The organism is Dyadobacter sp. CY343, from assembly GCF_021390335.1.
Lineage (GTDB): Bacteria > Bacteroidota > Bacteroidia > Cytophagales > Spirosomataceae > Dyadobacter.
This window is the reverse complement of sequence record NZ_JAJUXK010000012.1, coordinates 1-22,986: the sequence shown is the minus strand read 5'-3', so window position 1 is coordinate 22,986 and position 22,986 is coordinate 1. Positions and strand designations below refer to the sequence as shown.

The window sequence follows — 22,986 nt, the reverse complement described above, 5'->3', positions numbered from 1 at the left end:
TTGGCCTGGTGTTCACCTCTTCCCATCCCGAACAGAGAAGTTAAGCCCAGAACCGCCGATGATACTTGGGTCAAACCTGGTAAAGTAGGTAGTCGCCACAATACCATTCATAAGACCATCCCCAAAAGATGGTCTTTTTTTTATGACTCGTGTTTAATGCTCCCATGGATTTGCTGGGATGCGCACAAACAGCCTACAATCGCCGCGTAAACATCTGCAAACAAAAGCTCTGCACTTCCTAGTGCAGAGCAAACTAAGCGTCGGTTAGCATAAATTTTTTATTTCACTTTTTACATCATATCTCTTTTTGCCTATATTTGTCACCAGAAGATCTAATCAACAAATCAATGAGCGCATTCAATACTATATGGTGGTGGCGAGCACATCTTAACAAGATGGACGAGTAGGCTATTGTATAGTATAAGAAATATACTTCCAAACGGCTCGCTGTTCATCTCAGCGAGCCGTTTTTCTATGCATTTATAAAATCATACTGATGAAAACCCTTGATAAAAGTTTTACTATAATTACCAGATACAAGAAGCTGCTAGCTGACACACTGACACCCGTGTCCATTTATCTTAAACTCAGAGATCGTTTCGTAAATACGATATTGCTAGAAAGCTCAGATTATCATGGAAACGAAAATTCTTTCACCTATATATGCTGTGACCCAGTAGCTTCCTTTAAATTGAATACGGGCTCTGTCACTGAACAGTTTCCAGACGGTACAAGTAGCAGCTATATGCTTGAAAATCCCAAGGATGCAGTTCAGGCACTTTATGGCTTTGCACAAAGCTTTACAGCAGAAAAATCATCATTCCCCTTTATCACAAATGGGCTTTTCGGACATATGACGTATGATGCCGTCACTTATTTTGAAGATATTTCCATACAACCGGCTAGCCCGGAAACCGAAATTGATCAGATCTTTTATCAAGTTTATAGATATGTAATCGCAATTAATCATTTCAAAAACGAACTCTACATTTTTGAGCATCAATATGGTAGCGAAAGTGACGGAACCGGAATTGAGCAAATTGAAATACTAATTAAGAATCGTAATTTTCCCAAATACGGCTTCAATACAATATCTGAGGAAACCTCGAACGTAACCGATGACGATATGCGGGCGGTAATACAGAAAGGGATTGATCATTGCCTCCGTGGTGACGTATTTCAAATAGTACCTTCAAGAAGATTCTGCCATAGCTTTCAAGGCGACGAATTCAATGTTTATCGAGCGCTTAGGTCGATAAATCCATCTCCATATCTCTTTTACTTCGATTACGGCAGCTACAAGATTTTCGGCTCTTCTCCCGAAAAACAGATATTTATTAAAAAAGGACAGGCCGAAATTCATCCTATTGCCGGGACTTTCAAACGAACCGGAGACGATTTAGCAGATGCAGAAGCTGCCCAGCAATTGCTAAACGACCCGAAAGAGACCGCAGAACATGTAATGCTGGTCGACCTGGCGCGAAACGATTTGAGCAGGAGCTGCGACGATGTGAAAGTCACTAATTACAAGGAGGTACAGTACTACTCCCACGTTATCCACCTGGTTTCGAAGGTAGTTGGCAATATGAAAAAGGATGTAAATCCGCTGCAATTGGTAGCTGATACTTTCCCTGCAGGTACGTTATCGGGAGCGCCCAAACACAATGCGATGAAACTGATAGATCAGATGGAGACCAGTAACAGAAGCATTTACGGTGGGGCTATTGGTTTTATGGATTTTAACGGTGACTTCAATCACGCGATCGCTATCAGAACCTTCCTGAGTAAGGATAATAACTTATTTTTCAGGGCAGGAATGGGCGTGGTCGCAAAATCCGACGTCGAAAGTGAACTTCAGGAAATTAATAATAAGCTCGCTGCGCTACGTCAGGCTATCAAGGTAGCAGGGGAAATATAAACTCATCATAAATCTTGAAATAAGATCCCATGAAAATTTTAGTTCTCGATAATTACGATTCCTTCACATACAACCTCGTTTACATTCTACGCGAGCTGAACGATCACGTCGATATTTTCCGAAATGATAAGATTGGGCTTGATGAAGTGCGGGAATATGATAAAATCTTGCTTTCCCCTGGCCCGGGTATCCCGTCAGAGGCTGGTATCATGCATGAAGTAATACGACAATACGGCCCAAGTAAGAGTATTCTCGGAATCTGCCTTGGCCACCAGGGAATAGGCGAAGTGTACGGAGCTACATTGCAAAATATGACTGACGTTTTGCACGGAATCAGCGATACCGCTATTGTAACTGATCCCGAAGAGCGGATTTTTAAAGGATTGCCAGGCGAATTTAAGGTTGGCAGATATCATTCGTGGACTGTTGTCCCTGAATCATTTACCGAAGACCTCGCAATTACAGCATTGGACGAGCAGGGTAGGGTAATGGGTCTTTCTCACAAAAAATATGATGTGAAAGGGCTCCAATTCCATCCTGAGTCTGTGTTGACCGAACACGGTAAAACAATGCTGGAAAACTGGCTAAAAATATAATTGTGACCAATAAACCCAAAGCATTGACCCATTGAAATACTTTACGCATGAAAAATATTCTGAGTCACCTTTTTGAATATAAAATTCTAAGTAAGGACCAAGCCAAAGATGTTTTGATCGGCATCAGCACAGGGAAATATTCTAACTCCGAGATCGCCTCTTTTCTAACAATCTACGCGATGCGGAGCATCACCGTGGAGGAATTGGAAGGGTTCAGGGATGCAATGCTGGAACTTTGCCTTTCTATGGACCTTTCGGCTTATGATCCTATTGATGTGTGCGGGACTGGCGGCGATGGAAAGGATACCTTCAATATCTCCACTTTGTCATGCTTCGTTGTGGCGGGTACCGGACAAAAAGTGGCCAAACACGGTAATCACGGCGTTTCTTCGCTTTGTGGCTCCTCAACTGTACTGGAATACCTCGGAGCACGGTTCAGCAATGAAAAAAATGTATTGGAAAAGAAGATTGAAGAGGCTGGCGTCTGCTTCCTGCATGCGCCGCTTTTTCATCCTGCTATGAAAAATGTAGCGCCTGTCCGCCGTGAACTCGGTGTCAAAACTTTCTTCAATATGCTGGGTCCGATGGTCAATCCGGTATCTCCCAAAAAACAGCTTGTAGGGGTATTCAGTCTTGAATTAGCGCGTCTTTTTGCTTATCTTTACCAACAAACGGATAAGAAATTTTTAGTTCTTCACGCGTTAGACGGTTACGACGAAGTGTCACTAACAGGCCCTTTTAAAATCATTACAGCTCACTCCGAGCAGATACTTTCTCCCTCAGATTTAGGGCTTCAAACGCTACGCGCACAGGATCTGGCCGGCGGTCAGACAGTGAAAGATTCCGCTGATATTTTCATGAATGTTTTAAATGATACGGCAACTCCATCGCAGAAACAGGCTGTGCTGGCAAATGCTGCATTGGCGCTGCATTGTGCGAATCCGGAATTGCCTTTGCTGGAAGCTGTGGAAGCTGCCCGTGAATCTTTGGAGAGTAAAAAGGCGTTATATAGTTTCAAAAAACTGATTGAGGCATAGCAGGCAGTTTTACTAAACCTATGTTTTTAATTATCAGACCCTTAAATGAATATATTAGAAAAAATCATAGCCAGAAAACGAACTGAGATCCTCGAATCTAAAAAGGAGAAATCTTTTGAAGATCTTGAAAAGGGAATTTATTTCTCTAAATCAACTATCTCTCTGGCCAAAGCTTTAAAAGCTGCTACAACTCCCCAAATCATTTCTGAATTCAAGCGGAAGTCGCCGTCGAAAGGCATTATTAATGACCAGGTGCGGCCGGAAATTGTGACGAAGGATTATGTTGCGGCGGGAGCGGTTGGTTTGTCTGTACTGACAGATCAGGATTTTTTTGGCGGGTCGTTTGATGATTTTTTGAAAGCGCGCGAAGCAAATCCCGGCATTCCGATGCTGAGAAAAGATTTTATAGTGGACGAGTACCAGCTTTTTGAAGCTAAATCGATAGGAGCGGATGTAATTCTGTTGATCGCGGCTTGCTTGACCCCTTCCGAGGTAGCAAATCTGAGTCGGAAAGCCCACGAACTGGGACTTGACGTGCTGCTGGAAGTTCATAACCAGCAGGAACTGGAAGAGACCATCGGCGACCATATTGATATTGTGGGAGTTAACAACCGAAATTTAAAAACATTTGAAACTTCAATCGAAACTTCTATCGCATTAAGCGAACAGATTCCTGATTCGTTTGTTAAAATATCAGAAAGTGGTTTGAAAGACGCTGATACGATTGTCAGACTATTTCAATATGGTTACAAAGGCTTTTTGATTGGTGAAACTTTTATGAAGACTGTAAATCCTGGAACCGCACTTGCAGATTTGCAGAAAAACTTAGCTCAACATAGCAATTTAAATTCCCTGATTCTATGAAAATTAAAGTTTGCGGATTACGCCAGCAAAGCAATATTGAAGAAGTGGTCTCTCTAAAACCTAACTTTATAGGATTTATATTTTACGAAAAATCCGCTCGCTTTGCAGGAGAAGAATTAAGTGAGGAGTATGTTAAAACTATTCCGCAAAACATAAAAAAGGTAGGCGTATTTGTGAATGCAAGCCCTGGCCACATTTTGAATATGGTCAAAAAATACGACTTGCAATATGCGCAGCTTCACGGAAATGAAATGCCAGATATCTGCCGCAGCATTCGCCAAAAAGGTGTCAGCGTGATTAAAGCATTCTCGATCAACGAGCAGTTTAACTTCGCGATGCTCAATAACTATAAATCCTTCTGCGATCTTTTCCTATTCGATAGTGCCGGAGCTAATCCGGGCGGAAACGGGACTTCGTTTGATTGGAACCTGCTTAAAAAATACGATAATGAAAAACCATTTTTCCTCAGCGGGGGAATAGGGTTGGATAATATCGAGGAAATCATAGAACTGTCCAAAACACTGCCTGTTTACGGAATCGACGTCAACAGCAAATTTGAAACTGAGCCAGGTGTGAAAGATATTTCAAAACTGGGAGATTTGTTTAATCTGATCCGGATCAAAGAAAAAGAGGAGGCGGAAGCTTAATAATCTTATGGAAGAAACATTAGAAAGGAAGACCTATCAGGTAGATCCCAGTGGATATTACGGAAGTTTCGGAGGCGCATTCATTCCTGAAATGCTGTATCCAAACGTGGAAGAGTTGCGGGAAAACTATTTGCAGATTATCAATGACCCTTCTTTTCAAAAGTCCTACAACGACTTGCTTCGCGATTATGTAGGCCGGCCCACGCCACTTTACCGCGCCAACCGGCTTTCAGAGAAATACAATACCAATATCTTCCTGAAAAGAGAAGACCTGTGCCACACTGGCGCACATAAGGTCAATAATACGATCGGCCAGATATTAATGGCGCAGCGATTGGGCAAAAAACGCATTGTAGCCGAAACCGGAGCTGGTCAGCACGGGGTGGCAACTGCGACAGTATGCGCGTTAATGAACCTGGAATGCATTGTGTACATGGGCGAGCTGGATATTGAGCGCCAGGCGCCGAATGTAGCCCGTATGAAAATGCTAGGTGCCGAGGTAAGGCCGGCAACTTGCGGTTCAAGAACATTGAAAGACGCCACAAACGAAGCAATGCGCCACTGGATCAATAATCCGGTAGATACGCACTACATTATCGGCTCTGTGGTAGGTCCGCACCCTTATCCTGATATGGTTGCTCGTTTTCAATCCATTATTTCCGAAGAGATCAAATGGCAGCTTAAAGCACATACCGGCAAAGAAAATCCTGATTATGTACTTGCTTGTGTAGGTGGAGGAAGCAATGCTGCCGGCGCGTTCTATCACTATCTCAGCGACGAAGATGTGAAATTGGTTGCGGTAGAGGCTGCCGGGCAGGGGATATCTTCCGGACATTCCGCTGCTACAACTGCATTGGGCAAACCTGGCGTCCTGCACGGAAGCCGCACTATTTTAATGCAAACCGAAGACGGACAGGTAGTTGAACCTTTTTCCATTTCAGCAGGATTGGATTATCCGGGAATCGGGCCTCAGCACGCGTATCTTTTTGATAGTGGCAGAGGGATATTCCTGTCGGCGACTGATGAAGAAGCTATTCAGGCTGCATTTGAATTAACGCGGCTGGAAGGAATTATTCCTGCGCTTGAATCTTCGCATGCATTAGCTGTTTTGGGAAGATTAGGTGCTACTGAAAATGAAACTGTGGTGGTGAATCTTTCGGGTAGGGGAGATAAGGATATGGCCACTTACATGAGATACATCGATTGATTTTTCACCTTACTTTTGATAAAAATGGCCACTTTAACACTGCCAGAAGTTTTTGATCTGAGATTGAAAATTAAAGAGCTGGAAGGCAAAATTAACTCCGGAGAGCTTTCTCTTTTTGAAAGATGCGATCTGGAAGACGAAGTTCTCGAATTGAAAGAAAAACTCGGAGAATTTGACCGTCTGAAATTCAGTGACGAAGGTGAATGCCTCAACTGCTCAGCATAGAAACGATCTGCACTTAATCTAAACTCCATACAATGAATCTTAAATCCCTGTTTTTCGCCTGTATGTTCCTTCTTGGATCGACAGTTTTTGTTTCAGCCCAAACCACTGCTTCTAAAAAAATGCTACGTCACGTTGTACTATTTAAATTCAAAGATTCAGCAACTCCTGCTCAGGTGAAAGAAGTGGAGGAAGCATTCAAAGCACTTCCTTCTAAAATCAAAGAAATTAAGGGACTGGAATGGGGTACTAATAATAGCCCGGAAGGTTTATCACAAGGTTTTACGCACGTATTCTTCGTCACTTTTGACAGTGAAGCCGGCCGCGAGGTATACCTGCCTCACCCTGACCACAAAGCATTTGGCAAGGTATTGGGACCTCATCTTGACAAAGTATTGGTTGTTGATTACTGGACTAAGGAATGAACCGGATCACAGAACTTTTTCAGCAAAAACGGCCGGGAGACGGCGGATTACTGAATGTGTACTTTACCGCTGGGTTCCCCGAGCTGAATGATACTACGCGCGTTTTGCAGGCATTGCAGGACGGTGGTGTTGACCTGGTTGAAATCGGTATGCCCTATTCCGATCCGGTTGCAGATGGTGAGACTATCCAAAAAAGCAATGACCGGGCGCTGGAAAACGGAATGTCGGTGAAGATCCTTTTCGAGCAATTGCAGAATATGCGTGAAAAAGTGTTCGTTCCGGTACTGTTGATGGGTTATGTAAATCCCGTTTTGCAATATGGGGTCGAGAATTTTTGCCGCAAATGTGCCGAAGTAGGCGTCGATGGGCTGATTCTGCCTGACATGCCGATGGATGTTTATCTGAATGAATATAAATCCATATTCGATCAATACGGAATTCTTAACATTTTCCTGATCACACCTCAGACTTCGGAAGCGCGTATAAGACAGATCGACGAGATCAGTGAGGGTTTCATCTATACTGTCTCCTCCGCAAGCGTCACAGGCTCCAAAACGGGGGTTAGCGCGGATATGGAATCATACTTCGCCAGACTGAATGCAATGAATCTGCGGAATTCCCGCCTGATCGGTTTTGGTATCAAAGACCACGATACTTTCAAGCAAGCTTCACAACAAGCGGCTGGGGCTATTATTGGAAGCGCATTCATTCGCGTTTTGCAGGAAACCTCTGATCTGGAACAGGATGTGAAGTCATTTGTAAGGTCGGTAAAGAACTATCCGGAAACCGTCGAGATATAATACTATCAATTCACATTCGCTTCAGGCACTGAATTTGTACAAACAACTCGCGTAGGGTTGTTTGTTTTTTTATATAAAAACCAGGTGGAAATGAAAATACGGTTCCTTTTGATCGCACTGCTAATATGCGGTTTCCAGCCGCTATTTGCGCAGCTTAGAATGGACGTTGAGGGAGGGCTCGTTTTTGGCACAAACTACAACAAGGTAAGAATTCCCAATATTGGCGGAACTACCGTGAATCTGGCCGAAGATTTGAGTATAGATCCGAAAGTATTTTACAGGATCAGAGCTGGATACTTGTTTGGAAAAAGACACAATGTATCGCTGCTCTTTGCTCCCCTTACTGTGACCTATAACGGTACTTTTAAGAAAGATATTAATTTTAATAATGTCAATTTCGTAGCCGGCCAGCCGCTCAAAGTGCATTATAAATTCAATTCTTACAGACTTACCTATCGCTACGATATTGTATCCCGCGCACGCTGGCTGGTAGGATTGGGGTTGACTGCGAAGATCCGGGATGCAGATATCAGGTTTAGAAACGAATCACAGGATACTCATTTCGACAATCTGGGATTTGTGCCTCTGGTTAACTTTTATGCTGCGTACAAACCTTCATATCATTGGTCTATTATCCTGGAAGGTGATGCATTGGCCTCCAAATTTGGCCGGGCAGAAGATATTTTCGCAGGTGTTTCCTACCAAATCAATAACAAGATCGGCATTAAGCTGGGTTACCGGGTTGTGGAAGGCGGCGGTGACGTGGATGATGTTTACAATTTCAACTGGATCAATTACGCTTCTGCCGGGCTTTTATTTACACTGTAATTTCCCGAAAATTCACTATATTTCTTCGTTTAAAGCATATGCGGGTGATCGGTAATTTTTAGTTCTCGCATACGTTATACAGTCCACAGTTATAACGAAATAGATATGGCCGCTTTCACCCCGGCAATGGAAGGCTTGTTGCTGCGCATTCAGGAATACCGTCAAAAATATTATCGGAATCAGTTACTAAAAGGCATTATCTTCTCGGTAGGCCTGCTGCTAACTGTTTTTCTGTTTTTCAATACGATCGAATATTTTGGCCGGTTCAGTTCTCTGGTGCGGGGAATGCTGTTTTTCGGATTTCTTGCTGTACTTGCATTCTCCATTTTTCAATGGGTTATTCAGCCACTTATTCATTTATCAGGAATCCGAAAGGCAATTTCCGATGAAGATGCTGCCTTACAGATCGGTCAGTATTTTCCGGAAGTAGGCGATAAGCTGGTAAACACCTTACAGTTAAGAGGTTTATCCGGAACGCAGTCGGACCTTATCGAGGCCAGTATCCGCCAGAAGTCAAACCAGCTGCTTATTGTCCGGTTTTCGGATGCGATTCGCTTTAATGAAAACAGGAAACGCATTAAATACGCCATTTATCCGCTGGCTGCTATTGCTGTTATCCTTTTGTTCAATCCTGCATTTTTCTCTTCCAGCTCCGATAGGATTATCAATTTCCATAAGAATTATACGTACGCTCCATTCTCATTTATACTTCAAAATAAAAACCTGAAAGCTTTTCGGAATGAGGATTTTACATTAAAACTTAAACTGGAAGGAGAGGCGCTGCCTGCGGCTGTTTATCTGGTTCAAAACGGTTCCAGATTTAAGCTCAACTCAGAAGGTAACCGTACATTTTCCTATACATTTAAAAACCTCCAGCGCGACGTAGCTTTCTCTTTCGACGCTGCCGGCTTCGCTTCGGATGAATACCGCATCAATGTTAACGAGCGGCCTTCACTCCTTTCTTTTGACGTAAACCTGCATTATCCTGCTTACCTCAACAAACCTTCTGAGGGGCTGAATAATGTAGGAAATCTGTCGGTGCCGGAGGGAACTACCATTGAATGGGATTTCAATACTTCCGCGACGAAATCACTTGCTATCAGGTTCGAAAACGATTTGAGTTTGTATCGCGCCAAAGAGAGTGACGGGGAACATTTTCAGGTTCGTAAATCGGTCAGGAAATCAGCTCAATATCAGGTTACCCTGAAAAATGAGGAAACAGTAAATGCGGATAAGATCGGGTATTTTATTAATGTGATCCCTGATAAGCATCCTGTTATGAACCTTGAAAATTTTCAGGATACCACACTTTATAACTACCTGGTACTGGGCGGTTCAATCAGTGACGATTACGGTTTTTCTCAGCTCAAAATGTTCTATTCTGTAAAAAGAGAAGGAGCAAAAGAGCCTTCGCAGCCAAAAGGTATTCCAATCCCATTTAATAAAACAGTCAATACGCAAAGCTTCTTTTTTCAATGGTATGTAGACAGCCTGCAACTGGCGCCGGGCGACAAGATTGAATACTATGCGCAGGTTTGGGACAACGACGGTATCAATGGCGCGAAGAGCACGCGATCGAGATCTATTCAATTTACAGTTCCGTCGAAAGATCAGCTCGAAGCAGATATTAAAAAATCGGAGCAGGAAACTGAATATCAAATGCAGTCTGCATTGAAAAAAGCGCAGAGTTTGCAAAAGGATATTGAAAATCTGGATAACCGCTTGAAAAGTAACAAAGAGCTCGACTTTAAAGAACAGAAACAGATTGAGGAAGTTCTGCGGAAACGCGAGGAGCTGATGAAGGAATTGGAAGCTTTGCAGGAAAAGCACCAGAATTCGAATGAAAAATCGAAACAATTCAACCAGCAAAGTCCGGAACTTCAGGCCAAGATTGAGCAGCTGCAAAAGTTGATGAACGAGCTCAAAGATGAAAATACTGAAAAGCTTTATCAGGAACTCAAAAAATTGCTTGAACAGAAACAGAGCGAGCGGATGTCGAGCATGATGGAAAAGCTCCGCAACAAGGAACATAATCTGGAAAAGGAGCTGGAACGGACCATGAAGCTTTTCAAGCAAATGCAAATGGAGCAGAAAATGGAAAATCTGGTCGAAAAACTGGATGACCTTGCTGAGAAGGAAAATGCATTGGCTGAAAAAACCGAACAGAATGATAAGACAAAAAATAACGAAGAGAAAAAAGGCAAAAACGAAGAGCTGAAAAAAGAGCAGGAGAAAATTCAGGAAGATTTCAAAAAAGCGCAGGAGAATACCAAAGAAATTGAGAAAATGGGTGAGGAACTGGAAAAGCCTGTCGATACCCAGGAAGAGGAGCAAAAAAGCGCCGCTGAGCAGATGGAACAGAGTAAGGAACAGTTGGACAAGCAACAGAATCCAAAAGCTGCTCAGTCGCAAAAAAAGGCCGCAGAAGCGATGAAGAAAATGTCGAAGTCGATGTCGGAATCAATGGAAGCGGCGGAGATGGAACAAATGCAGGAAAATCTGGACGCGCTCCGGGATATTCTTGAAAATCTGATTACCCTTTCTTTTGACCAGGAGGCGCTGATGAAGGATTTCAAAGGAGTAAGCTTGCAGGACCCGCGATTCGTAAAGCTTGGCCAGCAGCAACTGAAACTGAAAGATGACGCGAAAATTGTCGAAGACAGTTTGTACGCACTTGCCAACCGCGCTGAACAGATCCAATCTTTCATCACTCGCGAACTGAACGACATGAAATCGTACATGGACGAAAGCGTGAAGAGCATTAAGGACAGGCAGATCAGTACCGCCACTTCGAAGCAGCAATCTGCGATGACTTCCATGAACAACCTGGCGCTGATGCTGAGCGACGTATTCAACCAGATGCAGCAGCAAATGGCAATGGCAATGCCGGGAGCCGGAAAAGGCAAAAAAGGGAACCAGAAAGGCGAAAGTCCGGGAATGGGTGAAATGCAGGAAAAGTTGAATGGTCAGATCAAGCAGCTCGGAAAAGGGGAGGGGCAGGAAGGGAAGGGCAACAATTCGGAGAAGCTCGCAAGAATGGCCGCCGAGCAGGCTGCGATCCGCAAAATGATACAAGACCTCATGGAATCTCAAAAAGGCACCGAGGTAGGCAAACAAATGGGCAAGGAGTTGCAGGAAATCTCTGACAAAATGGATGAGACTGAAACCGATCTCGTGAACAAAAGGATAACGCCGGAGCTGATCAAACGCAACCAGGAAATTACAATCCGGCTACTTGAATCGGAGAAAGCGATGAAGGAGCAAGACGAGGATGAGCAGCGAAAAGCCCAAAGTGCCAAACAGCTTCCGCGCCAGCCGCCGGCTGCATTTGAAAAATACATTCGTGAAAAAGAAAAGCAGACTGAACTGCTCAGAACGATCCCGCCGACATTCTCGCCATTTTACAAACGCGAAGTAGATTCCTATTTCCGCAAATACCAGGCAAAGAACTGATCGCACTTCCATTCTGTTGAACTGGCAGGACAGGTTTTAACACGTTTTAACAGCACGTTGTTCAGAACCGGCTCCTGCCAGTTCTTTTGTTAGGAATATCCTTGCTATTTTTGTAAATATTTACCATCAAATCTTTAAGTAGAACAGGCTTTTGACTACTAATTGGTCGCTGCCTGATTTGCCCTAATCGCATGCTGAATTTCTTCTCCGAAGACGTAGATTTTGACCTGCCTCGTCCTCAAAAAACCAAGAAATGGTTAAAAACTACCTCTGAATCAGAAGGTTACGAAATAAATGAGCTGAATTACATCTTTTGCTCGGACGAATACCTGCTGGAAATCAATAAACAATACCTCGATCACGACTATTTTACGGACATTATAACGTTTGACAATAGTGAGGAAGACAACAAATTGGAGGGGGATATTTATGTGAGTATAGATCGGGTAAAGGAGAACGCAGCTACGTTTCACGTCGATTTCGAGACCGAGCTGAGGCGCGTTTTGGTTCATGGACTACTGCATTTGACGGGCTACGGCGACGCGGATGAAGAGCAGAAAAGCCTAATGCGGGCGAAGGAAAACCAATACCTTACGCTCTTTTAATTAAAATTCCACGTGGAACACTTTAACTAAAGTGGTTTAACAAGAATACAAATATGTTTCAAGAATATGATGTGATTGTAGTAGGAGCAGGCCACGCAGGTTGTGAAGCCGCCGCCGCCGCTGCCACTATGGGTTCGAAGGTGCTACTGATTACAATGAATATGCATACCATCGCGCAGATGTCATGCAACCCAGCCATGGGCGGTGTGGCAAAAGGGCAGATCGTGCGGGAAATCGACGCGCTCGGCGGACAGTCGGGAATTGTGAGCGACAAGACGATGATCCAATTTCGGATGTTGAACTTGTCAAAAGGTCCTGCCATGTGGAGCCCTCGTTGCCAGAGCGACCGTGCAATGTTTGCCACGGAGTGGCGGAATATTTTGGAGAGGAATCCAAATGTTGATTTTTGGCAGGATACTGCCAAGGAGCTGCTGGTCGAGGATGGTGAGGTAAAAGGTGTAAAAACCAGTTTGGGTATTGATATCAAATCCAAATCAGTCGTGCTCACGAACGGGACTTTCCTAAATGGACTGATCCATATTGGCGAAAAAAACTTCGGCGGCGGCAGAACAGGGGAGAAGGCGGCGACTGGATTAACCGAACAATTGGTTCAGCTCGGCTTTCAAGCCGGCCGGATGAAAACGGGAACGCCTCCAAGAGTAGACGGCCGCTCACTCGACTATTCGAAAATGGAAGAACAGCCAGGTGACGAAAAGCCAGCTAAATTTTCATATACCGATACTAAGCCGCTCGCTAAGCAACGAAGTTGCTGGATTACCTACACAAACCAGGAAGTTCATGACGTACTGAAAACGGGATTTGAAAAATCTCCTATGTTTTCAGGACGGATTAAAGGACTTGGCCCTCGATACTGTCCTTCGGTGGAGGATAAAATCAACCGATTTGCAGACAAAGACCGTCACCAGATTTTCGTAGAGCCCGAAGGGTGGGATACTGTGGAAGTGTACGTGAATGGTTTCTCGACCTCGCTGCCGGAAGATGTACAATATGCTGCATTGAGAAAGATACCTGGATTTGAAAATGCGAAAATGTTTCGTCCGGGATATGCGATCGAATATGATTATTTCCCGCCTACGCAACTAAAGTCTACTCTTGAAACGCATTTGATCAAGAACCTATTTTTTGCGGGACAGATCAATGGGACTACGGGCTACGAAGAAGCGGCTTGCCAGGGTTTGATGGCGGGTATCAATGCACACCGGAATGTAAATGATTTGTCTCCTTTCGTTCTGAAAAGATCGGAAGCTTACATTGGCGTATTGATCGACGATTTGATTAATAAAGGTACAGAAGAACCTTATCGCATGTTTACGTCCCGGGCCGAATACCGGACTTTGCTGCGCCAGGATAATGCGGATATCAGACTTACTGCAAAAGGTTATGAAATCGGCTTGGCCAGCGAGGATCGCCTGGACGCTGTTAAAAAGAAACAAAATGAAGTGGAACATATAATATCCATTTTTGCAACGACCAAAGTGACTCCGGAAGAAATCAACGGCGCATTGGAGCAGATGGAAACTGCATTGCTGAGAGAGAAAACAACGCTGTCGCAATTGCTGAAAAGGCCGCAAATATCAGTTCAAAAATTGGCTGAGCACAGTAATATCGTAGCAGGACTGATCGTAGCATTTGAAGAAGACTCGGTTCAGCAAGCGGAGATCAATCTGAAATATGACAGCTATATTGAAAAAGAAATGCTGCTCGTAGACAAAATGAACAGGCTTGAAAATCTGAATATCATCGACAATTTCAACTACGATATTGTTACATCTCTCTCTTACGAAGGCCGCGAAAAACTAAAAAGGACCCGCCCTTCAACGATTGGCCAGGCTTCCCGCATCAGCGGCGTGAGTCCGTCTGACATTTCTGTTTTAATGCTTTATATAGGACGCTAATTGGAAACACTAGATAAATGCCCGGTGTGCGGTCAATCGCATTTTCGCGAGTTTATAGTCGCAGAAGACTACACAGTTTCACATCAACAATTCCAGATCCAGCAATGCGATTCATGTCAGTTTTTGTTCACTAATCCCCGGCCGGCGGAAAGTGAAATCGGTCCATTCTATGAATCGCAGGAATACATTTCGCACCACGACGATGCGAAGGATCTGATGAGTCGGGTTTATAATTCAGTGCGGGATTACACTATTCAGCAGAAGATAAAACTGATCAACAAGCACACTGCACAGAAGGGAACATTGCTGGACATAGGCTGCGGGACCGGCAGTTTTGCGAGTGCTATTCAAGCAAATGGATGGAATGTGAATGGCACTGAGCCGGATTCCGGCGCACGTGCAGTGGCGCAGAAAAGGATAGGGGATAGGGTGTTTAACAGCATTTCTGCTGCAGAACTCACCAGCCAACAATTTGACGCGATAACGATGTGGCACGTACTCGAACATGTACATCAAATAAATGAAACAATCGACTGGCTGAATGCACATTTAAAGCCGAACGGGACGCTTGTGATCGCGGTACCTAATCCGGAATCCCACGACGCTGCTGCTTATGGAAAGTTTTGGGCTGCTTACGATGTGCCGCGCCACTTGTATCATTTTACCAAAAACAGCATGAAATTACTGCTCGGTAGTCACGGATTTGAAGTACAAAAAACCCTTCCTATGTGGTTCGATTCGTTTTATGTAAGTATGCTCAGCACAAAGTATCGGCACAAGAAGATTGATATTGTTAATAGCGCGACAACCGGGCTGATGTCAAACTGGAAGGGAAGGGTTTCAGGCGGCCGGGCAATCAATACTTCCAGCATTATCTATATTGTTAAAAAGAAATAGCTTCCAATTATTCCGAAAAGCCCCTGTACGAAATTGGTACCGGGGCTTTTTAATACTGATAAAATATGATCCGTACCATTCTGTCTGCATTGCTGTTACTATTACTATTCGATCGCTGCGCTCAGCAGGTCTCGCCCACCGGCGGAAAAAAAGATTCAATCCCACCTAACCTTTTGGAGAGCAACCCACTCAACAAGACGCTCAATTTTAAGGGCAAAAAGGTGGAGTTGTTCTTTGACGAATATGTGGTCGTAGATAATATCAATCAGAAATTGGTGATCACACCGGAGGCCGACAACCCCTATTCGTACAAACAGAACGGTATGTCCGTACTCCTTTCATTTAAAAACGAGTTTAAGGACAGCACTACATTCACACTGAATTTCGGGGATGCTATCAGGGATTTTGCCGAAAAAAATCCTGCTAAGAATTTAAAAATTGTGTTCAGCACGGGCTCCTCACTCGATTCCGGGAGGGTGTATGGAACACTGAAAGATATGCAGACTGATCGACCGCTATTTGATGCACTAGTGGGGCTATACAACATCAGCGACACGCTCGATATTACCAAACAGAAACCCTATTACTTTTCCCGGACCGACAGCTCTGGTGTTTTTTCAATCGAAAATATACAGACCCGCGCGTACAAACTGATTGCGATCGACGATAAGAACAGAAATATGTTGTTCAATGCGAAAGATGAAAGAATGGGTTTTCTGGAAGAAAGTATAACCGCAGGAGTGGACTCCGTTTCCTATAATATCTCGATGTTTCTATCCGATAATACCCCTATTAAAATCCAGCGGACGATACCCAAGGTGAACAATTATTCGGTTGTGTTTAATAAGCCGGTCGAGCGGGTAAATGTCACTTTCATGAATAAAGACACGCTGCCGTATCTGCTGGAAGCAGGTGGCTCGCTGAAATTTTTTAACGTAGAACCGCACCCTGATTCTACTTTGGTAAAATTGACCGCAATAGATTCGCTCGGTACATCGGCTGATTTTGAACAAAAGATTGCTTTTCAGCAGCAGCGGGGAAAAGATCGGCAGCGCGATGCGTTCTCACTAACAACACTGCCCGAACCGAATAAACCGCTCGAAAATACATTTACGTACAAGCTCATTTTTAACAAGCCAGTACGATCTCTCGATGATAAAAACATCACGTTGATTACGGATAGCTTGTCGCATGAGCCGCTCAGCTCGTTTCAATGGAGCTGGAATGCCAATCATAATATCGCTACGATTACAGCCAAGTCCTTCGCCAAGGATTCAATCAAATGGGACATTCCCAAAGGAACAATCGTGAGTGTTGAAGGTGACACTTTACCCAAAACCTTCCTGAAACATCCTGTTTTAAATGAAGAAGACTATGGAATTATCCGGGGTAGGGTAGTCAATCCGGATACGGCGAGCAACTACATTGTCGAGCTGGTTGATGAGCAATATAAAATCGTTAAGGTGAAGGAAGGTACAACCTACACATTTAGCCAGGTTCCTCAGGGAAAATACTTTTTAAGAGTAACTGTGGATAGAAACCGGAACCATCGGTGGGATACCGGAGATATGAGCAAGAATCGCCAGCCTGAACCGATTTTATATCTCAAAGATAAAATCATTTTGAAGGCCAACTTCGAACTGAATGATATCAATATCACCATAGGTAAGTGAAAAATCTGAATAGTTATCCCTATAGTGTGGATAACTATGTGAATAACGCTCAAATTTTGTTGGTAATAGCTAACATTTTGTGGATAACTCGGTGTATAACTCTGAAAATCGGTTGATAACTAAAGGCTCAATTCTCTCCAGTGGACAAACTACCACCTAACCGGAAGTTAACACCCTGTTGATACACTGTAGAGAATGTGGATTGTGAAAATTGGCCAATATCTCCTTTTATCCACACTCGCATCTACGACAAATAATAATTACATTGTATTTCAGCTCCTTAACCAAGTGGAAAACTCAAATTTTTATCCCCAATAGTCTTATACTTATCAACAAAATGTGGATAACTGTGTTGATTAGTCGTGGATAAACGTTTTATCTACATATCCACAGTGCTAGAGAAGGTAATAATTAAAAACAAAAAGTTCTTTTCTTATTATGAAAAAGGTCTGCGAGTTATTGGTAATAGGAATTTTGGTTTCCGGCGGGGCGGGGGCGGCGCTGGCCCAGAGCGAGAAGGAGATGGCCGAGGAATACTTCAAGAATGGAGATTGTGAAAAGGCGGTCACTTACTACGCGGCGCTTTTGAAGACCACGTTTGACAAGGCTTCGGTTAAGAACTATAATTCGTGTATAATCAAATCAAAGGAATGGACCGCAGGGGATCAGTTCTACAAAAGGCAGATCAAGGCAGATGCAAATAATGCAAGCTGGTACAACTTGTATTGGGGATTGATGTTAGAGGCGCAAGGAAAGGCGCAGGAAGCGTCCAAAAAGCATGAGCAGGCAATCGTGTCATCTGGTCTCAGAATTGAACTCAAGCGTGATTTAGCCGAGGAATACAGGAATGTGAGCCAACCTGAATGGGCGAAAAAAATACTGCTTGAAGCGCGTCAATTAATCAAGCGCGATGACATTTTTCAGCTTGAACTGGCAAGTGTTTACCGGGATCTGAATGATCCTGAAAAGATGATCGATGAGTTGCTTTCTTACGGAATGCGGTACCAGAATACGGAGGTAGTGCAGAACATGCTGCAGGATTTTACCAAAGATGAAAAAGAACAGGCGCTATTAGAAAAGGTACTGTATGATAAGATCCAGAAATTTCCGAATGAGGGTTTCTATAATGAGTTGCTGATATGGTATCAAATTCAGAAGAAAGATTTTTATAAAGCATTTATCCAAGAGCGCGCGCTCGACAGGAGGTTCAAGCACAACGGATCCCGGCTGTATAACCTGGGAATGCTGGCTTTGCAAAATGTGGATTATCAAAATGCCGGCGCGATTTTCGATCATTTGGTAAAAGAATATCCCAAAGGTCAGCTGTATCCCGTATCTCGCAGAATGGCCATTTTCGCACGCGAGGAGCAGGTTAAAAGTACTTACCCTATCAACAGGTCGGAAGTGCAGAAACTCTTGGGACAGTACCAGCAATTGGTAGATGAACTGGGTATTAATGTGCGAACGATCGAGGCTTTACGAAATATGGCGATCCTGTATGCTTTTTATATGGATGATTTCAAAAAAGCGACGGAGACTTTACAAACTGCAATTTCGGCAGGCAAGCAGGAAAAGAATTTTGTAGATAAATGCAAGCTGGATCTAGGCGATATATACCTGCTGCAAGGTGAACCCTGGGAAGCAACGCTCGTATACTCGCAGGTTGAAAAATCGCAGAAGGACGATTTACTCGGCTACGACGCAAAACTAAGGAATGCGAAACTGCATTATTTTAAAGGTGAGTTTGAGCTGGCGAAGGCAGTTCTGGATATTCTAAAAAAAGCTACTTCCAGGGAAATCGCTAACGATGCGAATGAACTTTCGTTGCTGATCATGGACAACACAGGATTGGATAGTACGGAAACGGCAATGCGGCAGTACTCGGCTGTGGAGCTTTTGCTTTTTCAAAACAAGAAGTTCGAAGCGATCGATAGTCTGAAGAGTTTGTATAAACGATATGAGAAACACAGTTTGACAGACGAGATTATTTGGCTAACTGCTAAAACCTATATTAAGCTTGACAGTAACAGGCAGGCGCTTGATGAGTTGAATATGTTGTATACGAAATTTGGTCATGACATTTACGGAGACGATGCATTGTTTGCGATGGCCAAACTTTATCAGGAAAAATTAAATGACAAGGATAAGTCGATGAAGCTTTACCAAGAGTTAATGGAGAAATATCCGGGTAGCATTTTTGTTGCAGAATCCCGAAAGCGTTTCCGGGTGTTGCGCGGAGATGTGATCAATTAAGAAAATCTTATCAGAAACGTAAAAGGGTGAAAAGTTGCGACTTTTCACCCTTTTACATTTTAGTATTCCCGGGTTTCTACCCGATTCGCAGCTTATATTCAAATCTAAGGCGGCTGAAATGCGGATTTTTTTAATGTAACCTACTCAATAATAGCTCCTTGAATGCCGAAAAGTCTGCTTTCATTTTAATGGACACTTTTTCAATATGAAGCAAAGATTCCAGGCGAGCGGGTATTTCGATCTTTTCTCCCAAAGTTTCTTCCACTAAGTCGATGAATTTCGCGGGATGAGCTGTCGACAAGAAAACGCCGGTAAAATCTCCGCCGACTTTTTCTCTGTACTCTTTCAGGCCGAGGTAGGCGACAGCTGTGTGCGGGCACATCACATAAACTGAGGTTTCATAAACCTGGCGCATTGCGTCTCGGGTTTGCTCGTCATCGAAGAATGTACCAAATATCTTTTCGGTTGCAGATTTCCAATCGTCAGTAAAAAACCTTTTTAGTCGCACGAAATTGCTAGGGCTACCCACGTCCATTGCATTAGAGATCGTCTCAATAGAAGGAGCAGGTTCATAAGTGCCGGAAGCGAGATACCTGGGCACTGCATTATTTAAATTGGTAGAGGCCACAAAATGCTGGACAGGTAGCCCCATTTTATAAGCCAGCAACCCTGCACTCAAATTTCCAAAATTTCCACTTGGAACGGAAAATACGATTGGTTTGCCAAGCTTCTTCAATTGTGCGTACGCAGAGAAGAAATAGAAAGACTGCGGAATTAATCTTGCAATATTAATTGAGTTGGCAGATGCCAGGTTGAATTTGCTGCTGAGCTCACCATCGAGAAATGCTTCCTTCACTAATTGCTGACAATCATCGAAGGTACCGTCAATTTCTATCGCAGTTACATTGTGACCGAGCGTAGTTAACTGTTTCTCCTGAATCTCACTTACTTTTCCACTTGGATAAAGGATCGTGACGTCAATTCCGGGCACTTTGTAAAAACCCTGCGCAACTGCTCCGCCGGTATCCCCCGAGGTAGCGACCAATATATTTATTTTCTTTTCGGATTTAATCAGAAAATGGGACATAACTGCCGCCATGAATCTTGCCCCGAAATCCTTAAACGCCATGGAAGGCCCATGAAAAAGCTCCAAAACATAATTGTTAGTACCGATTTCAACTACGGGAGCATCGAAATCATAGGCATTTTCAATCAGGTCTTCCAGCTCAGTTCTCGTAATTTCACCTTCAAATAATGTATCTGCAACTTCAACCGCGATTTCTTTAAAAGACTTGTTTTGAATATCTGCTAAAAATTCATCTGATATCTTTGGGAAAGATTCTGGCATGTAAAGACCGTTGTCCGGAGGTAAGCTATTAAAAATTGCTTCTTCCAGTGAGGCTTTCAGGCTTTCCGTTTTGGTACTGTAAAATTTCATTTTTATATAAAATAGGTTCCTGAATTTGGAGTGCAAATTTAGTCAAAATACAAGCGTTAAGCGATTTGGAAGTGAAACTTATCTGAAAAAGAGGTTGGTTATCAATCACATCAGCTCGCCAGAAGTGCTGACACAGGATCGGATTTAAATTTTTTTTGTTTTGTAAATGTTCAATTGACAATCTAATAATCAATAATATGTCGATAGGTATTTTTAATGTTCCGGCTGCAAGGAATGAACCGGTTAAGAATTATGCTCCCGGAAGCCCGGAAAGAGTGGAATTGAAAGCTGCGATAGCGGAAGCAAGATCGAAAGTGCTGGATATTCCTCAATATATAGGTAGTGAAGAAGTTTTTAGCGGAAATAAGAAGCGCATATCACCACCTCACGACCATCAGCATACATTAGGATATTTTCACGAAGGAACTGCCGAAGATGTAAAAAATGCGATCGATGAGGCGCTGAAAGCAAGATTCCAATGGTCTTCCCTGAACTGGGAGCAAAGAGCGGCGATTTTCTTAAAAGCGGCAGATTTAATAGCCGGTCCGTACCGCGCTGAGATCAATGCAGCTACCATGCTGGGACAGTCAAAAAATGCTTACCAGGCCGAGATCGATTCGGCCTGTGAGATTATAGACTTCCTGAGGTTGAATGTCAATTTTATGCGGGAAATTTATGAGGAACAACCTGTTTCTTCTGACGGCGTTTGGAACCGTATGGAATACCGTGCACTGGAAGGCTTTGTCTTTGCGGTCACTCCGTTCAATTTTACTGCTATTGCAGGTAATTTGCCTGCGGCTCCTGCTCTGATGGGCAACGTAGTATTATGGAAACCTGCTTTCACGCAAGTTTATTCGGCGAATGTGATTATGAAGGTTTTTAAGGAAGCAGGGTTGCCCGATGGTGTCATCAATATGATATTGGTAGATGGTCCGGCTGCTGGGGATGTCGTTTTCAACCATTCGGAGTTTGCAGGAGTTCACTTCACCGGCAGTACAAAAGTATTTCAGACTATCTGGAAGACGATCGGTGATAATATTTCAAACTATAAATCCTTCCCAAGAATTGTGGGAGAAACTGGCGGAAAGGACTTCATACTTGCTCACAAGTCTGCTGACCCAAAAGCGGTTGCTACAGGGTTAATCCGCGGCGCGTTTGAATATCAGGGACAAAAATGTTCGGCCGCTTCACGGGCATATATTCCAGCAAATATTTGGGAAGAAGTCAGGACGCAAATGCTTGCTGATTTGGCAGATATAAAAATGGGTGGGGTGGAAGACTTTGGCAATTTTGTCAATGCAGTAATTGATGAGAAGTCTTTCGATAAAATCGCATCCTATATAACGAATGCACAAAATAGCGTGGATGCGAAAATAATTGCAGGAGGGGCTTTTGATAAGAGCAGAGGATACTTTGTCCAGCCAACAATTATTGAGGCTGCCAAGCCCGATTATGTAACACTCTGTGAAGAGATCTTTGGTCCTGTTTTAACTATCTATATATATGACGAAGATAAGTTTGAGGAGATCATTGATATAATAGATAAAACGTCACCTTACGCTTTGACAGGCGCTGTCTTTTCAAAGGATCGTTACGCAACCAAGTATGCGACTGAGAAGCTGGTTAACTCGGCAGGTAACTTCTATATTAATGACAAGCCTACGGGAGCAGTAGTTGGTCAGCAACCTTTCGGTGGAGCACGGGCTTCGGGTACCAATGACAAAGCAGGTTCGATTCTAAACTTGCTAAGATGGGTTTCTCCGAGAGCAATTAAGGAGACGCTGGTTTCTCCGAAAGATTATAGATACCCTTTTCTTTCCGGTGAATAATTGGATCTCAACGAGGAATAATTTTATTTCTCAAAGAACTTTTAAAGATTCAGACTTTTTTTTTGACTGACTCTTGGATGCACAAAATTTTTTTCTACCTTTGCAATCCCAATCGCAAACAGAGGAAAAGAAAAGAAGAGAAGAAAGCGTGATTGGCCCTGTTCTTTGACATGATGAGATAGACCAAAGGAGTAAGAAAAACTCGTTTGAAAAGAATCAGGCACTATTTTTCGAAGTAGCTGCCAAAATAAAATTTACAATGGAGAGTTTGATCCTGGCTCAGGATGAACGCTAGCGGCAGGCTTAATACATGCAAGGCGAAGGGGCAGCAATGTCACTGTCGTACGGGTGCGTAACGCGTATGCAACCTACCTTTTA

The 22,986-nt window shown here is 43.4% G+C and carries 18 protein-coding genes and 2 rRNA genes; 19 read left to right on the top strand and 1 reads right to left on the bottom strand.

Annotated features, from left to right (window positions below; translation table 11 throughout):
• The 17 genes from rrf to LZG94_RS26200 form a co-directional block, all read left to right on the top strand.
• A 5S ribosomal RNA gene (gene rrf / locus LZG94_RS26280) occupies positions 1–101 on the top strand; the annotation flags it as partial.
• 395 nt (positions 102–496) lie between these two features.
• Positions 497–1,918, top strand: a complete 1,422-nt coding sequence (locus LZG94_RS26275) for an anthranilate synthase component I family protein (RefSeq protein WP_233794624.1) — start codon at positions 497–499, stop codon at positions 1,916–1,918.
• Positions 1,919–1,947: 29 nt separating this feature from the next.
• Complete coding sequence (locus LZG94_RS26270) at positions 1,948–2,514, top strand: aminodeoxychorismate/anthranilate synthase component II (RefSeq protein ID WP_233794623.1); 567 nt, start codon at positions 1,948–1,950, stop codon at positions 2,512–2,514.
• A 47-nt stretch (positions 2,515–2,561) separates the two neighbouring features.
• Positions 2,562–3,551, top strand: a complete 990-nt coding sequence (gene trpD, locus LZG94_RS26265; protein WP_233794622.1) for an anthranilate phosphoribosyltransferase — start codon at positions 2,562–2,564, stop codon at positions 3,549–3,551.
• A gap of 45 nt (positions 3,552–3,596) precedes the next feature.
• Positions 3,597–4,415 (top strand): indole-3-glycerol phosphate synthase TrpC, encoded by an 819-nt coding sequence (trpC, locus tag LZG94_RS26260; protein ID WP_233794621.1) that lies wholly within the window; start codon positions 3,597–3,599, stop codon positions 4,413–4,415.
• Positions 4,412–5,062: a phosphoribosylanthranilate isomerase gene (locus tag LZG94_RS26255; RefSeq protein WP_233794620.1), complete on the top strand. Its 651-nt coding sequence runs from the start codon at positions 4,412–4,414 to the stop codon at positions 5,060–5,062. Before trpC ends, LZG94_RS26255 begins: the two co-directional genes overlap by 4 nt.
• A gap of 7 nt (positions 5,063–5,069) precedes the next feature.
• Complete coding sequence (gene trpB, locus LZG94_RS26250; RefSeq protein WP_233794619.1) at positions 5,070–6,269, top strand: tryptophan synthase subunit beta; 1,200 nt, start codon at positions 5,070–5,072, stop codon at positions 6,267–6,269.
• Positions 6,270–6,293: 24 nt separating this feature from the next.
• Entirely contained in the window at positions 6,294–6,494 is a 201-nt protein-coding gene (locus LZG94_RS26245) for a hypothetical protein (protein ID WP_215236741.1), read from the top strand.
• A gap of 62 nt (positions 6,495–6,556) precedes the next feature.
• Positions 6,557–6,916 (top strand): Dabb family protein, encoded by a 360-nt coding sequence (locus tag LZG94_RS26240; protein ID WP_233794626.1) that lies wholly within the window; start codon positions 6,557–6,559, stop codon positions 6,914–6,916.
• Positions 6,913–7,716 (top strand): tryptophan synthase subunit alpha, encoded by an 804-nt coding sequence (trpA, locus tag LZG94_RS26235; RefSeq protein WP_233794618.1) that lies wholly within the window; start codon positions 6,913–6,915, stop codon positions 7,714–7,716. The genes LZG94_RS26240 and trpA overlap by 4 nt, the downstream gene beginning before the upstream one ends.
• Positions 7,717–7,806: 90 nt before the next feature.
• On the top strand, positions 7,807–8,544 hold the full coding sequence (locus LZG94_RS26230) for an outer membrane beta-barrel protein (RefSeq protein WP_233794617.1): 738 nt from the start codon (positions 7,807–7,809) through the stop codon (positions 8,542–8,544).
• 126 nt (positions 8,545–8,670) lie between these two features.
• Positions 8,671–11,997: a DUF4175 family protein gene (locus LZG94_RS26225; protein WP_233794625.1), complete on the top strand. Its 3,327-nt coding sequence runs from the start codon at positions 8,671–8,673 to the stop codon at positions 11,995–11,997.
• Positions 11,998–12,188: 191 nt separating this feature from the next.
• Positions 12,189–12,602, top strand: coding sequence for an rRNA maturation RNase YbeY (ybeY, locus tag LZG94_RS26220; protein WP_233794616.1), 414 nt, complete (start codon positions 12,189–12,191; stop codon positions 12,600–12,602).
• A gap of 53 nt (positions 12,603–12,655) precedes the next feature.
• Positions 12,656–14,518, top strand: coding sequence for a tRNA uridine-5-carboxymethylaminomethyl(34) synthesis enzyme MnmG (gene mnmG / locus LZG94_RS26215; protein ID WP_233794615.1), 1,863 nt, complete (start codon positions 12,656–12,658; stop codon positions 14,516–14,518).
• The gene (locus LZG94_RS26210) at positions 14,519–15,415 is read left to right on the top strand and encodes a class I SAM-dependent methyltransferase (RefSeq protein ID WP_233794614.1); all 897 of its coding nucleotides are present in this window, start codon (positions 14,519–14,521) and stop codon (positions 15,413–15,415) included.
• A 65-nt stretch (positions 15,416–15,480) separates the two neighbouring features.
• Positions 15,481–17,088, top strand: a complete 1,608-nt coding sequence (locus LZG94_RS26205) for an Ig-like domain-containing domain (RefSeq protein WP_233794613.1) — start codon at positions 15,481–15,483, stop codon at positions 17,086–17,088.
• 438 nt (positions 17,089–17,526) lie between these two features.
• On the top strand, positions 17,527–19,341 hold the full coding sequence (locus LZG94_RS26200; RefSeq protein ID WP_233794612.1) for a tetratricopeptide repeat protein: 1,815 nt from the start codon (positions 17,527–17,529) through the stop codon (positions 19,339–19,341).
• A gap of 130 nt (positions 19,342–19,471) precedes the next feature.
• Here LZG94_RS26200 and thrC read toward each other — a convergent pair whose 3' ends face one another.
• Entirely contained in the window at positions 19,472–20,779 is a 1,308-nt protein-coding gene (thrC, locus tag LZG94_RS26195; RefSeq protein WP_233794611.1) for a threonine synthase, read from the bottom strand.
• A gap of 197 nt (positions 20,780–20,976) precedes the next feature.
• Here thrC and pruA point away from each other — a divergent pair, with 197 nt between their 5' ends.
• A complete protein-coding gene (gene pruA / locus LZG94_RS26190; protein WP_233794610.1) occupies positions 20,977–22,608 on the top strand; it encodes an L-glutamate gamma-semialdehyde dehydrogenase in 1,632 nt (543 codons plus the stop codon).
• Positions 22,609–22,864: 256 nt separating this feature from the next.
• Positions 22,865–22,986, top strand: a 16S ribosomal RNA gene (locus LZG94_RS26185); the annotation flags it as partial.

Excerpts from the sequence above, each read along its gene's own strand:
- ybeY (WP_233794616.1), top strand. The coding sequence starts at position 12,189 with ATGCTGAATTTCTTCTCCGAAGACGTAGATTTTGACCTGCCTCGTCCT.
- trpC (WP_233794621.1), top strand. The coding sequence starts at position 3,597 with ATGAATATATTAGAAAAAATCATAGCCAGAAAACGAACTGAGATCCTC.
- trpA (WP_233794618.1), top strand. The coding sequence starts at position 6,913 with ATGAACCGGATCACAGAACTTTTTCAGCAAAAACGGCCGGGAGACGGC.
- pruA (WP_233794610.1), top strand. The coding sequence starts at position 20,977 with ATGTCGATAGGTATTTTTAATGTTCCGGCTGCAAGGAATGAACCGGTT.
- LZG94_RS26240 (WP_233794626.1), top strand. The coding sequence starts at position 6,557 with ATGTTCCTTCTTGGATCGACAGTTTTTGTTTCAGCCCAAACCACTGCT.
- LZG94_RS26275 (WP_233794624.1), top strand. The coding sequence starts at position 497 with ATGAAAACCCTTGATAAAAGTTTTACTATAATTACCAGATACAAGAAG.
- LZG94_RS26200 (WP_233794612.1), top strand. The coding sequence starts at position 17,527 with ATGAAAAAGGTCTGCGAGTTATTGGTAATAGGAATTTTGGTTTCCGGC.
- LZG94_RS26225 (WP_233794625.1), top strand. The coding sequence starts at position 8,671 with ATGGAAGGCTTGTTGCTGCGCATTCAGGAATACCGTCAAAAATATTAT.
- LZG94_RS26205 (WP_233794613.1), top strand. The coding sequence starts at position 15,481 with ATGATCCGTACCATTCTGTCTGCATTGCTGTTACTATTACTATTCGAT.
- trpB (WP_233794619.1), top strand. The coding sequence starts at position 5,070 with ATGGAAGAAACATTAGAAAGGAAGACCTATCAGGTAGATCCCAGTGGA.
- mnmG (WP_233794615.1), top strand. The coding sequence starts at position 12,656 with ATGTTTCAAGAATATGATGTGATTGTAGTAGGAGCAGGCCACGCAGGT.
- trpD (WP_233794622.1), top strand. The coding sequence starts at position 2,562 with ATGAAAAATATTCTGAGTCACCTTTTTGAATATAAAATTCTAAGTAAG.
- LZG94_RS26270 (WP_233794623.1), top strand. The coding sequence starts at position 1,948 with ATGAAAATTTTAGTTCTCGATAATTACGATTCCTTCACATACAACCTC.
- LZG94_RS26230 (WP_233794617.1), top strand. The coding sequence starts at position 7,807 with ATGAAAATACGGTTCCTTTTGATCGCACTGCTAATATGCGGTTTCCAG.
- LZG94_RS26255 (WP_233794620.1), top strand. The coding sequence starts at position 4,412 with ATGAAAATTAAAGTTTGCGGATTACGCCAGCAAAGCAATATTGAAGAA.
- LZG94_RS26245 (WP_215236741.1), top strand. The coding sequence starts at position 6,294 with ATGGCCACTTTAACACTGCCAGAAGTTTTTGATCTGAGATTGAAAATT.
- thrC (WP_233794611.1), bottom strand. The coding sequence starts at position 20,779 with ATGAAATTTTACAGTACCAAAACGGAAAGCCTGAAAGCCTCACTGGAA.